The organism is Paenibacillus sp. NPDC056722 (assembly GCF_042790635.1).
Lineage (GTDB): Bacteria > Bacillota > Bacilli > Paenibacillales > Paenibacillaceae > Paenibacillus_AQ > Paenibacillus_AQ agri.
The window spans coordinates 526-14,469 of record NZ_JBHTYV010000026.1 but is presented as its reverse complement, the minus strand read 5'-3'; the positions used below and the strand labels follow the sequence as shown (position 1 = coordinate 14,469).

Annotated in this window: 11 protein-coding genes; 5 read left to right on the top strand and 6 right to left on the bottom strand. The window is 46.8% G+C overall.

Annotated features, from left to right (window positions below; genetic code table 11):
- The first annotated feature begins 125 nt into the window (after positions 1-125).
- Positions 126-890, top strand: coding sequence for an SDR family oxidoreductase (locus tag ACFRAM_RS28500; protein ID WP_379470406.1), 765 nt, complete (start codon positions 126-128; stop codon positions 888-890).
- A gap of 110 nt (positions 891-1,000) precedes the next feature.
- Here the strand turns inward: ACFRAM_RS28500 and ACFRAM_RS28495 are convergent, their stop codons facing one another.
- From ACFRAM_RS28495 to ACFRAM_RS28485, 3 genes are all read right to left on the bottom strand, one after another.
- Positions 1,001-1,465 carry a phage tail protein gene (locus ACFRAM_RS28495; protein ID WP_379470405.1) on the bottom strand — a complete coding sequence of 155 codons (465 nt, stop codon included), beginning with the start codon at positions 1,463-1,465 and terminating at the stop codon, positions 1,001-1,003.
- A 55-nt stretch (positions 1,466-1,520) separates the two neighbouring features.
- On the bottom strand, positions 1,521-3,947 hold the full coding sequence (gene helD, locus ACFRAM_RS28490; protein WP_379470404.1) for an RNA polymerase recycling motor HelD: 2,427 nt from the start codon (positions 3,945-3,947) through the stop codon (positions 1,521-1,523).
- A gap of 285 nt (positions 3,948-4,232) precedes the next feature.
- The gene (locus ACFRAM_RS28485; RefSeq protein ID WP_379470403.1) at positions 4,233-5,045 is read right to left on the bottom strand and encodes a stalk domain-containing protein; all 813 of its coding nucleotides are present in this window, start codon (positions 5,043-5,045) and stop codon (positions 4,233-4,235) included.
- Positions 5,046-5,307: 262 nt separating this feature from the next.
- Between ACFRAM_RS28485 and ACFRAM_RS28480 the strand changes: the two genes are divergently transcribed.
- The 4 genes from ACFRAM_RS28480 to ACFRAM_RS28465 all read left to right on the top strand — a co-directional run bounded on the left by ACFRAM_RS28480 (position 5,308) and on the right by ACFRAM_RS28465 (position 8,472).
- A complete protein-coding gene (locus ACFRAM_RS28480; RefSeq protein WP_379470402.1) occupies positions 5,308-5,745 on the top strand; it encodes a LytTR family DNA-binding domain-containing protein in 438 nt (145 codons plus the stop codon).
- A 16-nt stretch (positions 5,746-5,761) separates the two neighbouring features.
- Entirely contained in the window at positions 5,762-6,181 is a 420-nt protein-coding gene (locus ACFRAM_RS28475) for a DUF3021 family protein (protein ID WP_379470401.1), read from the top strand.
- 136 nt (positions 6,182-6,317) lie between these two features.
- A complete protein-coding gene (locus tag ACFRAM_RS28470) occupies positions 6,318-7,634 on the top strand; it encodes an alpha/beta hydrolase family protein (protein ID WP_379470400.1) in 1,317 nt (438 codons plus the stop codon).
- Positions 7,635-7,692: 58 nt separating this feature from the next.
- Complete coding sequence (locus ACFRAM_RS28465) at positions 7,693-8,472, top strand: TatD family hydrolase (RefSeq protein WP_379470399.1); 780 nt, start codon at positions 7,693-7,695, stop codon at positions 8,470-8,472.
- Positions 8,473-8,790: 318 nt separating this feature from the next.
- On the opposite strand, the gene ACFRAM_RS28460 is transcribed toward ACFRAM_RS28465, so the two are convergent.
- The 3 genes from ACFRAM_RS28460 to ACFRAM_RS28450 all read right to left on the bottom strand — a co-directional run.
- Entirely contained in the window at positions 8,791-10,074 is a 1,284-nt protein-coding gene (locus tag ACFRAM_RS28460; protein ID WP_379470398.1) for an MFS transporter, read from the bottom strand.
- Between the two features lie 75 nt (positions 10,075-10,149).
- Positions 10,150-11,301 carry a winged helix-turn-helix domain-containing protein gene (locus tag ACFRAM_RS28455; protein ID WP_379470397.1) on the bottom strand — a complete coding sequence of 384 codons (1,152 nt, stop codon included), beginning with the start codon at positions 11,299-11,301 and terminating at the stop codon, positions 10,150-10,152.
- Positions 11,302-11,467: 166 nt separating this feature from the next.
- The coding region (locus ACFRAM_RS28450) for a X2-like carbohydrate binding domain-containing protein (protein ID WP_379470396.1) at positions 11,468-13,944 on the bottom strand (2,477 nt) is incomplete at its 5' end.

The window sequence follows — 13,944 nt, the reverse complement described above, 5'->3', positions numbered from 1 at the left end:
TCACTTATTTCGTACCGTCTTTGAATCATGCTTGATGCTCCATTCGTTTTTCTCAAATCTTACCACATTATTCTTTAGTTTTCAGACACGTCCTAGACATGTATTCCCAACAAGGAGATGAGAGAATGATTAGTTTGAAAGGGAAAGTCGCTCTAGTAACAGGTGCAAGCCGGGGGATTGGCCGGAGCATTGCATTGCGTCTGGCACAGGATGGCGCATGTGTCGCCGTGCATTATGGAACAAGACAGAATCAAGCATACGAAGTGGTTCATACCATTCAACAAAGCGGCGGGGACGCATTCGCAATTGGTGCGGACTTAAGCACTCTTAACGGTATACATGATTTATATGCGACGTTGGATGAGAACCTTCGGGATCGTACAGGCGGCAGCCAGTTCGATATTCTTGTGAATAATGCAGGAATTGGCCAAATTATTTCAATAGAAGAGACGACGGAACAATCTTTTGCAGAGGTTATGAGCATTAATGTTAAAGCACCTCTTTTTGTTACCCAACAAGCATTGCCGCGTCTGAAAGATGGGGGACGCATTATCAATATCTCATCGTTTGTTTCAAGAGTGGCCTCCCCAAGTGTTTTTGCCTACAGCATGTCAAAAGGGGCAATCGACACATTTACCCACATGCTGGCCCAGCAACTTGGTAGCCGGAATATTACGGTGAATGCCATCCAACCTGGCATTATTAATACGGAGATGAATGCGGAGACGCTACAAGATCCTAATGGACAGAAGTCTGCCGCGGGTCTTTCAACTTTTAACAGGTGGGGGGAGCCGGAAGATGTGGCCGATATTGCTGCTTTTCTCGCCTCTACGGATAGTCGTTGGGTAACCGGCCAATTGATTGATGCAAGCGGTGGATCTCATCTGTAAATAAAGCGGGTTCGGAAGCCTCACTGAAAAGCAAGTCTTCCGAACCCGTAAATCCCTTACCAGCCAGCTTATTTTTGCAATATAAGATACACCAATCGATGATCAATTCTTCAATACTCTCCTTTAATCACAAAAAACGAGCCCCGAATCGTTCCCGCTAGTTTGGACTTTTGCCGGGCGAACTTAAACTTCCCTTCTAATTCCTGTGGGATCTCCATCCCCTCAGAAAGTTTGAAACCAACGGCCCGCTTCTTGAGATCATCAATCGTATACATGACATTAATCCCAAGACCATCCTCATAAAAGACATAGGTAAATTGAATATTTTCCACTTGAAAACGCGATGTTTCTAAAGGTTTGGCCGCAAATTCAATATCGCGCTCTTCTTTCAAAATCCGGTTCACGTAATCAAGGCTTTCCTGACTTTCGCTAGCCGGTACAACCGTAAACTCATGCTTGTATTTGTTCATAAAATAACGAGCCTCATTCGCACGTAAGCCAGCAAGCGCTTCTGCTACAGGTGAGGACTCTAAGCCAACTGTAGATACATTTTTAAAATCAACGATATAGGACATTTCCATCTCTCCTTTTATCTCATTATTTCCAAAAAAACTTACCATTCATCCCTTCTTACCGCACTTCCTCATACAAAGCCGAATCAAGTGCCTGAACCAAAGGTGTCCAATCCCCTGTCGTATATAGCAACAGCCGATGCATCGCACGAGTACATGCCGTATAAAAATGCTTGCGTTCGCTCTCTCGCTGATACGTTTGCGGAGATGCATCATAGATCAGCACGGCGTCGAACTCAACGCCTTTAGCCAAATATACAGGAAGCACCGATATCCCCTTCTCGAAGCGCTGGGTTTCCTTGGTGATAAGACGCAAATCTGCGTCCCCCTGTGCCGTTAATGCTTCATAAGCCTTCTGGCTCTCGGCTGCGGTCTTAGTAATTACAGCGATGGAATCGTATCCTTCCGCTTGAAGCGCTGCAAGATCCTGCAGAATGCGGGTTGCTCGCTTTTCCACAGTATCCGTAACCACTAGCGAAGGCTTCTCGCCGCTTCTATTAAAAGGTACGATCTCTTCGCCCGGCAGCAATGATTTCGTAAACTCCACAATCTGCCGAGTAGATCGATAGCTCTGAACAAGCCGGATCAGGCTCGTGTCCTCCGGACCATATAGACCGATTAGCGGCGAATTGATATCATGCAGCTGCGTAGATTGCGGAAAAATCGCTTGCCCAAAGTCCCCAAGCACGGTCATGCGGGCACGAGGAAATAAACGTTTGAGGAAGACATACTGGAACGGCGAATAATCCTGGCCTTCGTCAACGAAAATGTGCCGTACCACGGTGTTCGTCCGCGTACCTTCGAGCAGTTCTTTTAAATACAGGAACGGGGTTGCATCCTCATAAAAAAGTTCATGCCGGTTCAGTTTATCCCTCGTTTGTCTGCAAATTTCCGTCCACCGCTGAGGTACTTCGGCCTCACCTGTCATCTGCAGATATGACGCCTCCTCGCCGAACAGCTGACTGTAGAGTCCATTCACATCGATGAACCGGAGTCGCTTCACATCCCGCCGCAGCGGCTTGAAGTGTGCCTTCACAATCATCCGGCACAGTATCTCTTCTTGCTGCAGGGCAGAATCGAAGATTTCCTCTTCACCCTGCTCCTTCTCCGGACGATCCCCATAGAGATCCACATACTGTTGCGTAAAATCAAAGACCGCCTGTTCCCGCTCGTACTTCTTACGGAGCATGCTATAGGCTTCCGTATAGTGATCCGAATCGAGGTAATCCAGTTCATCCTGAACCCACTCCGCTTCCAGCTCCTGCCCCGCAAGCGACGCCAGCTCTTTCAGCAGCCATTCCTGCAGAAGCAACACGCGATTCATCAACCGGATGGAACTGTCATAGCTGTAGAATTGAGCTTTCATTTGTTCAGCGGTAATCAGCTCGCGATCCCGGAAAATAATACTGCAGAACAGCATGCCTTCCTTCCCTAACCAAAGCGCATAGTTCTGGAGAGCATGCAGAAAAGCCTCGGAAGCTTTATACTTCATACCGATCAGCCGTGCTTCAGCCCCCTCTGAACCCGCCGCTGTCAGCACATATTCTATTTGTTCGAACGGATCTTCCAGGTTCATCGTACCGCCCAGCCAATGCGCGAGGTATTCTTGGAAGGTCGTCTGCTGCATATTCTCCTCACCAAGCTCAGGCAAAACGGTCGATACATAACTGTTGAACATCGGATTGGGCGAAAAAAGCACGATCTGGTCTGCACTGAGCCGCTCCCGGTGCTTATACAATAGATAGGCTACCCGCTGCAGCGCTGCAGAGGTTTTGCCGCTTCCCGCCGCCCCTTGCACAATAAGCATATGGCTCTTATCATCGCGGATGATGACGTTCTGCTCCTTCTGAATCGTCGCCACGATGCTCTTCATTTGGTTATCCGCGCCCTTACCAAGCACCTGCTGGAGCAATTCATCCCCGATCGTTACGCTCGTATCGAACACATTCTGAAGCTTACCGTCCCGAATCTGATATTGCCGCTTCAAGGTCATGTTCCCGGTGATTTGTCCGCCCGGTGTGTCATACTGAGCAGCCCCTGGGGAGTGATCGTAATACATGCTTGCAATAGGTGTCCGCCAGTCATAGACCAGAAAGTTTAGTCCGTCTTCATCGACAAAGGAAGAAACACCAATATAAACTTGCTCGTTAAGTTTCAATCCATCCTCATGAAAATCAATCCGCCCGAAGTACGGTGACGGCAACAGACGTTTCATGCTCTTATAGCGCTGTAGCCGTAATTTGTGACTGCGCTCACGCTCGTTCAACAGCGCTTCTTGCTGCTTGATACTATAGAAGGTCTCTTCGAAATCTTCATCCGTGCTTGTATTGACCGTAACTTCTTCCCAAAACTGCTTGCGAATACCCACCACCTGATCACGCAGTCCGCTCACTTCCGGCTCCACTTCAGCGATTCTTGTTTGTAATTCTTCCGTAACGGCATCCAGTCGTTCCTGTTCTTGCTGCCAATCCTTACCGTTAATCATCTCCTGAACACACTCCTTTTCGTTCGCGTTTGAGGATGAAAAAAAAGACATTTGACAAACCCTGAATCCCCATGATAAGATTAAGATATAAATAAGATGCAATAATTATAACCTTTTACATAAAATGAGTAATGATTTAACTATAGCATAATGCTTAAATGGACGCAATCCATTTATTCAGCGGAAGAACCCGGCGAAATTCGTCGGGTTCTTTTTTTGTTATCCTGAGAAAAACGTATAGCATTTCGTTGAAGCTGTTTACTGTCCTAATGATCAATTGCCATTCTAATCGACGCATGCATCAACCAGAATGTACCTAAGCGATTTCGCCAGAATGGTATTTGTAGTCTCTATAGTAAAAGCGGCACTTGGTTTGATTTGAGCTTGATTATAGATGTCAAAGTGGCTAAAGTTCGAATCATGAACATAAAAACGTAAATAATGATTATCGCCTAGCGTCGACTCCCCCGTATTTTGATAAGTCAACCTCATTTTGATCAGAGAACCTCCGTCTTTCTGGTCTATTGTTTGAATGACAGATTGTATGGGTCGAACAGAAGGATCAGAATGCTGCCCCAGCACATGCTCCTCATCACTTACGACACCAGAAGGAAGATACCCAGGATCTTCGTCAAGACGGGTAACTTTATGACTCGAATCCCACTTTGTATCCAAATGAAAGGCTCTGGCAACTACGCTGAGCGGAATGTACATACTTCCTTGAATCAAGACCGGTATCGTATCCATTTGGGATGCTACACCATTGATTTCAATGTCTTTTACCCCAATGCTCATCTTTAAGCTATAGTTTTTCTCTGTTTCATTGAGATAGTTTTTTCTGGAGATTACCGCACTTTTATTCACGGCATCATAAGCCACTTCCGCAGCTAATAAATCGGATAGACTTCGCAAAGGAACCATCAGGCGATTGTTCTGATCAAGGTAGGGTGATTGTGGTGCAGTATAGGTCACGTAATATTGATTAATTTGCAAAAGGACGGGGGATTGGGCTGTTGCGGTTCTAGCGGACGCCCTATCTGCCAACGGCATCGAGAAACTAAGGATTAGCGCTAGACCGAGGATCATCATTCGTTTCATAATCAAAGGAGGCCACCTTCCACAAATTTAATTATTTTGGTAGGGGAACTTGAGTACTCTTTCCGGTTCACCAACCCGTCTGCATCTAACTTTCATAACTGAGACTATAATATATAAATAATTTACTCCATATAAAAATACACACTCCGACATTTTATGGGGTGTGTGTATTTTTATATACGGACTCTTTGATTTTCCACTATTTATGATATAGTTCTATTAAATTCATTGGTACTAATTATTTGATAAAGTGAGTGAGCAGATGAAAGTTTCAATTGAAGAAATAAGCCAAGACCAGGAAGAGGAAATTCTCATCCGGTGCCATGAGGTAGATGACGAAATATACGAAATAGTGAATAAGCTACAAACAGATAACCTCACTTTGCCGGGACATCATAACGACAAGGTCCATCGTATCAAACTTAGCGATATCTATTATTTCGAAGCAGTGGATGGGAAGGTTTTTATGTACAGCAAGGACAACGTTTTTGAGGTAAAGCAAAAGCTTTATGAGTTAGAGGAATTATGCAAAGAAAAGCACTGTTTTCGTGCATCCAAATCAACGATTTTGAACATCGATAAGATTTCAGTGATTCATCCGACCCTCAGCGGCCGATTCCAAGCGCTGCTTGATAACGGCGAACGCGTGGTGATATCAAGGCAGTATGTGCCTGTGCTTAAAAATATGCTGGGATTGTAAGGAGGGAGAGATACCTATGAAGCTTTCCGAATTCGCAAAAAATATTATACATAGTTTCTTGATGATCTTCGCATTAATCATCCTCATCATTACGATCTTGCGAACCATCTTCTATCCCGATCTTGCCTTTGACTTGAAGTCTATTTATATCATAATGGCCTTTTCACTTTTAGGGTCATTAATGAACATTATTTTGTATTCTTCTCATGATTTAAGCGAGCAGCAGATGCGTGTAAGAATTATTGTCCATTTTGGGGCCTTGGAATTGATCTTGATTTCCCTTGCTGCTGTCCTTGGTATTGTAAATAATGCCTTACACGTCATCATTATGGCATTAGAAATTGCGGTAATCTATGTTATAGTTCGTCTGCTATCGTGGCAAAATGATAAAAAAGAAGCCAAAAAAATCAACGAGAAATTAAAAATGATGCAGTGAGCGGATAGCTTATCGCACTTTTTTTGCAACTTATTCCCCTGTAGCTACAGCTTATTGTTTTTCTATATACTTCCTTCTATCCGTTTTTTATGATGATGTCATAAAAATGAACACGAACATGAAGGGAGTAACAACGATGGAAATATTGATATTTTGTTTTGCTGTGGTTTTAGAGATCGCCTTTGCAATTTATTGCCTGATAACGAAGCACAACCATCAGAAATTAAGAAATTGGGCTAGAATAGCTATCTTTGCTGTCTTTACCACGCTTACCTTGACCTCAATTATCATGTGGAGCTTCCGCTGGGTGTTGCTTGCTATACTGCTGTTCATACCCGCGGTATTTAGCGTGGTTTCTCTTCTCCGCAACAAAACAACTACCAAAGCCTACAAAAGCACGCGTATTGTCAGAAAAGCAATTGTGATGATACTCACGTTGATGCTGGCCCTTGCACCTGCACTTGTTTTTCCCCAGTATAAACCTCTGAAAGTAACAGGCGAATATAAAGTCGCAACCGCTACTTACACCTACGTTGACAACAACCGGATTGAAGAATTTAATGACACGGGGAAGAACAGATTTGTTAATGTGGAATTTTGGTATCCCGAGCATGGGAATGGCTCCTTCCCACTTTTGGTATTCTCGCATGGTGCATACGGAATTAAGTCAAGTAATGCCTCTACGTTTACTGAGCTTGCCAGCCATGGTTATATCGTAGTTTCTATTGATCATCCCTATCATTCTTTCTATACGATTTCAGAGGATGGGACGATGGTTATGATCAATAAAGAATTTTATCAGGAAGTCAACAATGCCAACAAAGATGGTATTTACACGGTAGAACAATTCTATGGACTCTTTCAAAAATGGATGAAGCTGCGAACAGATGACATGAATTTTGTCATCGATACGATCCTGCAAAAAACCAAAAGTGATCCTAACCCACTTTATAAACAAATTAACACGGATAAAATAGGTGTGTTCGGACACTCCATGGGTGGTGCAGCAAGTATTTGGCTTGGCAGAGAGCGTGGTGATGTGCGTGCCGTTGTCAATATTGATGCCCCGATGTTCAGTGAGTTGAATTACGATAAAAAGACTAATGACCTCGTCGCAAGTGGCCAGCCCTACACAACACCCGTTCTTAATATTTATTCTGACGATGTTTGGAAACAACTTGATAACCAACCATCTGTCTATGTTGCAAATAAAGTAGCTGATCAACACTTCTCAGAGATGTATACCGTTCATTTTCAAGGTGCAAAGCATTTAAGCCTGACGGACTTACCGTTGTTTTCCCCTCTACTGGCCAATATGCTTCAGGGCGGAACAGCAGATATTGATACGCATTACTGCATTGAAACAGAAAATCAAATTATTCTTAATTTCTTTGATTATGTATTAAAGGGAGAGGGCACATTCACACCTAAAGCTACCTATGGGTTAAAATAGAAGAGAGAGACACCAACCCTGCTATCACATAAGCTGCACACTTGGGAGGACACCTTGAATGATTGATGCTCATATTCACCTTGAACAATATGAACCGGAGTTTATTACAAGCACACTGCGTGAGCTGCCCGGCGCGGGCGTCGAAGCGGTACTGGCCGTCTCCATGAATTACGAATCCTGCCTTCGCACGGAAAAGCTGGCCGCTCAGTATCCCGGACTTGTCCAGCCAGCTTACGGCTTCCACCCGGAGCAGCCGGTGCCTTCACCGGAGGAGATCGCCTTGCTGCTGGAATGGATTGAAGCCCGTGCAGACAGACTGACAGCCGTAGGCGAGATTGGGCTGCCCTATTATACGCGGGCAGAAGCGTTCGAACGCGGCGAATCTTTCGAGATGGCGCCATACATTGCGCTGCTCGATAAGTTCTTGGAGCTGGCGGCGCGCCTTCGCAAGCCGGTCGTGCTGCATGCCGTGTACGAGGACGCCATGATCGCTTGCGATCTGCTGGACAAGCACGGCATTGCCCGGGCCCATTTTCACTGGTTCAAGGGCCCGGAAGAAGCCATCGCACGGATGATCCAGCGCGGCGATTATATCTCTTTCACGCCCGATCTCCTGTATGAGCAGGAGATCCAGGATCTGGCCCGCCGCTACCCGCAGGAGCTGGTGATGGCGGAGACGGACGGCCCCTGGCCCTTTGAAGGGCCATTCGCAGGCCGGACCACCCATCCGGCCATGATTCACGACGTGGCCGCTGCCTGGGGGGCATTGCACGGCTATTCGGAGAGCCGGGCAAAAGAGATATTAACCGCAAACACCGTGTGGTTCTATGGGTTGTAACGCCGCTAAGCGTGACAAAAGAGGCGTGACGAAAGAGGGAGTTGCCTGCGATCGGCAACTCCCTCTTTTGTCATACAGTATAATTCCAATGCTACTCGCGCGCAGATAATTAGCTTATTATACGTTTCAATATTAGTTGGTGCCGCCCTATTACCATCATGTTTTTACTCCAGAAAACGTTCCGGGCCGTCCGTGAGCATAATAGCGATGTCATACATACTTTCTCTTGAAAGATTCCATCAACAAACTTTCTCCGCAAAAGCAGAAATACAAGTGCAACAAGCAATCTGAGTAATACTTGCAATAATACTCTACACTCTATTCTCCTGCAAAATCCCCTGCGGAAACACGGATATTTGCCTCTTTCGCTGCAGGCCATAGCACTCGCTGCAACAGAAAACCTAGCAGCCCGATCCCCGCAATAACGATCCCGAAATTAACAAAAATGGCGCCAGGGCCAGCATTTTGTACTAAAATTCCTCCAAGCAATGGGGCGATAATCATAACGGCACTTAGAATGGTACTCTGGATGCCAAATATCCGGCCGATGATGTGCGGCGGCGTCTCTTTTTGCAGACAATAATTAAAGGTGATCATCGCCATCCCATTCCCCAGCCCCAGTAGTCCCCCCAACATTAGTACAGGAAAAAGCCCAGCACCCGGCGAGAGGAATCCCAGTCCAGAAAACGCTGCTCCAATCAGTATATAACCACAGCCCATCTTCCAACCGTATCCAGCGCTAGAGTTCATCTTGTTCATCACCATAATCATCAGCAAAGCCCCTGCACCCGAAGCTGCTACCATCCAGCCCAGCATCGCCTCCTGCTCTGGAGCAATGATCCGGAATAAACTAGTGAACTGAAAATCAATCATCTGGATCGCCAGCGATCCGATAAGACCAAATATCATGGTGCTCAGCAGTAAGCGACTGCGCAGAATAAAACTCCAGCCTTCACTCCACATCTGGCTAAGCGGAATTTGTTCCTCCGGAATATCCGAATGTCGCTTCTCTGCAATAGCCCCAGCATTTTTGACAGTGAGCAGCAGCAGGTAAGATCCGGCTCGCAGGCAGGCATTGAGCAAGATACACCATTGGGGCGAAAGTACTGACAACGCCAGCCCGCCGAGCAGCGGACCGGCAATCTTGGAGCTTTGATTCACGATCCCATTCAGAGACGTAGCCTGTAGCAGTTGGTCCTCCCGCACAATGCTGCGAGTCAAGGATTGCTGAGCGGGAACATTTAATGTAGAAAGTCCCGCGCGCAGCATCAGTAAGGGGAGCAGCCACCACATATTCGGGGCCAACAGCACCAGAACAGTCAGGATGGCGGTAAGCAGATCACAGATGCGCATCAGCTTGAGCTGGTTCAGCCGGTCAGCAGCCACGCCTGCTACCGAGCCCAGCACAATGCCGGGCAATGCCAGCGATACCGGGATCAACGCAAGCATCAGCGGGCTAGCCTGCCAGCGATAGCCCACAAGCACCTGAATCGCGAGTGCATCGAACCAGTCACCGAAGGTCGCAGTGGCGTAGGCGGTGTAGACGCGCAGGTATACTTTATTGCGCAATAGGCTTGGTTTGGCTTGAGATATAACTTGCATAAGACATTCCTCCAGTTGCTTGAATGGATCCAATTGATCCTAATGTCAAAGTAACAGAGGAATGTCAGAGAAAGATCAGAGGGAATGAATTGCCCCACGAATAATGGCCTCAAGCGGCCTTAACCATCGGTCCAGTCCCCGGGCCACTTGTTCCGCTTCGAACATTTTCCTGTATTTATCCTGTAGAGCCTGGGGGAATGAAAAAATCACCCCACAGTTCACGATTCGGTGTAGTCCTTGCAGGAATAAGGGGACAAACCCTGAAGTCTCCAGAATCTGCAGTCCCTCATCCAGAAGCGCTTCACCGTCACGCCAATTCTTTTGCCGCAGCTTCCATAATCCCTTGGTAATACTGTAACTACCACTCTCGCGTAGAAAAGGCCTTGCTCTCAGACGCTCCTCTATGTCTCTCAACATTGCTGCCACCTGTACGTCAGGTGTTCCGGCCGCCAGATGAACGAACATCTCGCTAATGGCTACCGGTAGTTCAAAATTTTCGTACTCCGGTTCCTGGATGACTGTATAGGTGAGTTTTAAACGTTCCAGTGCTTTATCCGTCTTCCCAACCACGGCATAAAGATCAAGTATATTCAGGATTTTCAGTTCCTGATGCTGAAACTGTGGCAAAATCTCTCGTTCAAGCATTAACTCACAACTAGCTAACCGATCTACAGGATCGCCAGTAAACATGAAGAACAGCATCAAAGAGTAAAGCCGATCCCTCAGCGGAGCTTCTGTTGTGTGCAGCAGCCATTCCAGATCACCTTGTACAAAATGAACGTAGACAGCATAAAAAGGGTCTAATTCATAACCGAGCACATCTTGCTGCCGCGCCAGGGTTTGCATAGATTTCCCCTGTCCATATTGATGATATTTCACGAAAACCTCTCGCATTGTCTCATGCAGCGCTGTATCTTGAATGGATGGAGGAATGAGCGTTCCTAGGGTATCTTGTACGGCCAAACTGTAGCCGAGACCCCGCACAGTGCTGATCCTGAGGCGAGGAAAACATCCCAGCTTCTTGCGCAGCCGATAAATATGATCATCCACCGTCCGTTCCACCGGATACTCCAGTGGCCACACCTTGTCGAGCAATTGTTCCCGGCTGAAGGTGCGCCCTCTATTCAGGTAGAGAAATCGCAGAAGGGCGAATTCTTTGGGCAGCAGCTCCACTGTAAGACCTTCGGCACTAACTTTATATTCATTGTCATGCAATTCAAGCCGCATCCAGGAACCTTCCTTCTCACGGTCACTTTATTTGCCTCATTATATCAGTTTGACCTCGCCTCACTCCAGCGAAAATAGACATGTAACTTCCCTTTCTCCCAAAAAAAGCCTCTACATCTGCTGCAATCAGCAAATATAGAGGCGTAAGCCCAGCTTTATTCTTTTATTAGATCAAATCTGATTTCTGCAACAGTCTCTCGATAATCGCAGCTACTTCTGCACGTGTAATGCTTGCTTTTGGAGCCAACTCAGTGCTGCTTCTACCGGAGACAATGCCTGCTTGCAGGCTGTCTGCAATGGCACTCTTCGCCCATTCCGATACTTGCCCAGCATCTGTAAAGCGGCCTGCCCCGGTTGCTGTCGCTTGTGTTGCCAGCTTGTCTTTCAGACCGGTAATCTTCATAGCTTTGGCAATGATGTTCATCGCCTGTTCGCGCGTGATTTTGTCTGTTGGACGGAAGGTACCATCTTCGAAACCATTGATCAGATTGTAAGAGACTGCGGTTTGGACCGCACTGCTGTACCAAGCTGAATCCCGTACATCCGTGAACGCTGATCCGCCGTTCTCAAGCTTCAGGCCCAGTCCTCTGACCACAATCGCCGCAAACTCGGCGCGGGTAATATCTTGTCCAGGGTTGAACATACCGTTCCCAACACCGTCAATAACCATCCGGGAGCCCATGTTGTTCACTGCATTTTTAGACCAATGATTGTCAACATCTTTGAACTCTACCGGATGCCATACAATGGAGTAGGTACTGTTGGTGAGACTGTTTACCTTGGCAAAATATTTGCCGTCAATAACAACAATTTTGGTTGGTACATGACGGACAGTGCCATCCGGATCGACAACGATTCCGGTAGTGATTCTGTTAGGGTCTACACCATCAGGGATCGCAATCATACGTTCTACATAGGCGTTGAACTTGGAAATTTCGATCGTTTTGTCGCCATGAATAGCTACAACCTTAAATTCAAGCGGTGGTGCAACTAAAGTGAACTGCCCTTTCGCCGCTGAATTCTCTACAACTTTTAACGTTTCCGGAGTAGATTTATCGACTTCAATTAGGACCTTAATATCCTGAAGGGATACCGCTGATCCGAATTGACTCGAAATGGAATTGATGTTAATTTGCTGTGCTGGCAATGTGTAAGTGGCTTGCTCTGTTTTAAGCTGCAGCACCGCCTGTTTTTGTTCCATCTCCTTGATCATTTGACCAGTCAGTTGACCAATGGCCACATCTGTATTTGTGACCACAGGGATCGTAATCACAACCCCTTGTCGCTCATTCGCCAGTTTCTCTTCCAGCTTGGACTGGTCAACCGAAATTGTAGTAACCGTCTGATTGTTCACTTGCGTGGATTCAGCGGTACCAATCTTCTCAACCTTACCGTTCACAATAATATCCACACCTGTGCTTCCCGGATTAGGGGTGCTAGGAGTGCTTGGCGTGCTCGGAATAGCCGGTGGTGTAGGCGTTGGGTTGTCCCCACCACCAGTTGAAGGTGCGCTTGGCGTTACGGTGTTAGAGCTTGCCGAAGCTGCGCTGCTGCCCTCGCTGTTGACCGCTTTTACTGTAAAGCTGTACGATGTTCCGTTGCTTAGACCTGTAATTGTGATCGGGCTGGCAGTTCCAGTGCCGACGATTTTACCCGTAGCATCCAGAACGTCATACCTCGTAATCTCGCTTCCCCCATTCCCGACAGGAGAAGTAAAGAACACTGTAGCTTGACCGTCCCCTGCAGTTGCAGTTACGTTCGTTGGCGCTTCTGGCGCGCCTTTTGGCGTTGCACTAAGCTCATTGGACAGCGAACCTTCCCCATCCAGGAGACTGGACCGTACTGCAAAATAATAAGTTGCGCCATTAATTAGGCCTTTTACATCATAGCTGTATACAGAACTGCTGACAGTCGCCGCTTCAGTCCCGAAGTTGCCTGAAACGAGACTATAGTAGATTTTATAACCGGTAGAGCCTTTAACAGGCGTCCAAATCAGGTTAACCTCCGTATTGCCTGCAACTGCAGATTGCAGCACCGGGGGACCCTCTACGATTGGAGTGGAATCAGTAATCGTAATCGCCAATACTTGTGGCGTGCCTGCACTGAATTGGAATGCCAAGTTGGTTGTGCCAACTGGCTGAACAGACAGGTACTCTTTTTTAATAGAAACTGTACTGCCACTCAAAGTGTAATCTGTGCCTTCGATCAGCACATTGTCACCGTTCCTGATGCCTGTGAATGTGTTGCCTTTCAGCGTCAAGGTGACCGCTACATCCGCTTGCGTAGAAGTATTCTTATCAAAATTCGCGCTTGTCGGACCAATGTCACTGTTGTTTGGTGTGCTATCAGTGACGGTCACTATTAATGTCTGCGCTGCACCTGCACTGAACTCGAAAGTTAGCGTTGTCGTGCCTACCGCTTGTGATGCCAGATACGATTTCTTAATCGCTACTGTGTTACCTGTTACCGTGTAGTCCGTTCCGGACACTAATGTTGCTGCGCCATTCTTAATGCTGATCAGTGTGTTGCCGTCCAATGTCAGAACAGTTGTTACATCCGCTTGCGCTGAAACTTTCTTATCGAAGCTTCCGGTTGCAGGCGTGATCACACTGTTGTTTGGTGTGCTGTCACTCACTGTAACGG

Bases quoted from the DNA above. Each gene is read 5' to 3' on its own strand.
- ACFRAM_RS28465 (WP_379470399.1), top strand. From the start codon at position 7,693: ATGATTGATGCTCATATTCACCTTGAACAATATGAACCGGAGTTTATT.
- ACFRAM_RS28500 (WP_379470406.1), top strand. From the start codon at position 126: ATGATTAGTTTGAAAGGGAAAGTCGCTCTAGTAACAGGTGCAAGCCGG.
- ACFRAM_RS28480 (WP_379470402.1), top strand. From the start codon at position 5,308: ATGAAAGTTTCAATTGAAGAAATAAGCCAAGACCAGGAAGAGGAAATT.
- ACFRAM_RS28470 (WP_379470400.1), top strand. From the start codon at position 6,318: ATGGAAATATTGATATTTTGTTTTGCTGTGGTTTTAGAGATCGCCTTT.
- ACFRAM_RS28460 (WP_379470398.1), bottom strand. From the start codon at position 10,074: ATGCAAGTTATATCTCAAGCCAAACCAAGCCTATTGCGCAATAAAGTA.
- ACFRAM_RS28455 (WP_379470397.1), bottom strand. From the start codon at position 11,301: ATGCGGCTTGAATTGCATGACAATGAATATAAAGTTAGTGCCGAAGGT.
- ACFRAM_RS28495 (WP_379470405.1), bottom strand. From the start codon at position 1,465: ATGTCCTATATCGTTGATTTTAAAAATGTATCTACAGTTGGCTTAGAG.
- ACFRAM_RS28475 (WP_379470401.1), top strand. From the start codon at position 5,762: ATGAAGCTTTCCGAATTCGCAAAAAATATTATACATAGTTTCTTGATG.
- ACFRAM_RS28485 (WP_379470403.1), bottom strand. From the start codon at position 5,045: ATGAAACGAATGATGATCCTCGGTCTAGCGCTAATCCTTAGTTTCTCG.
- helD (WP_379470404.1), bottom strand. From the start codon at position 3,947: ATGATTAACGGTAAGGATTGGCAGCAAGAACAGGAACGACTGGATGCC.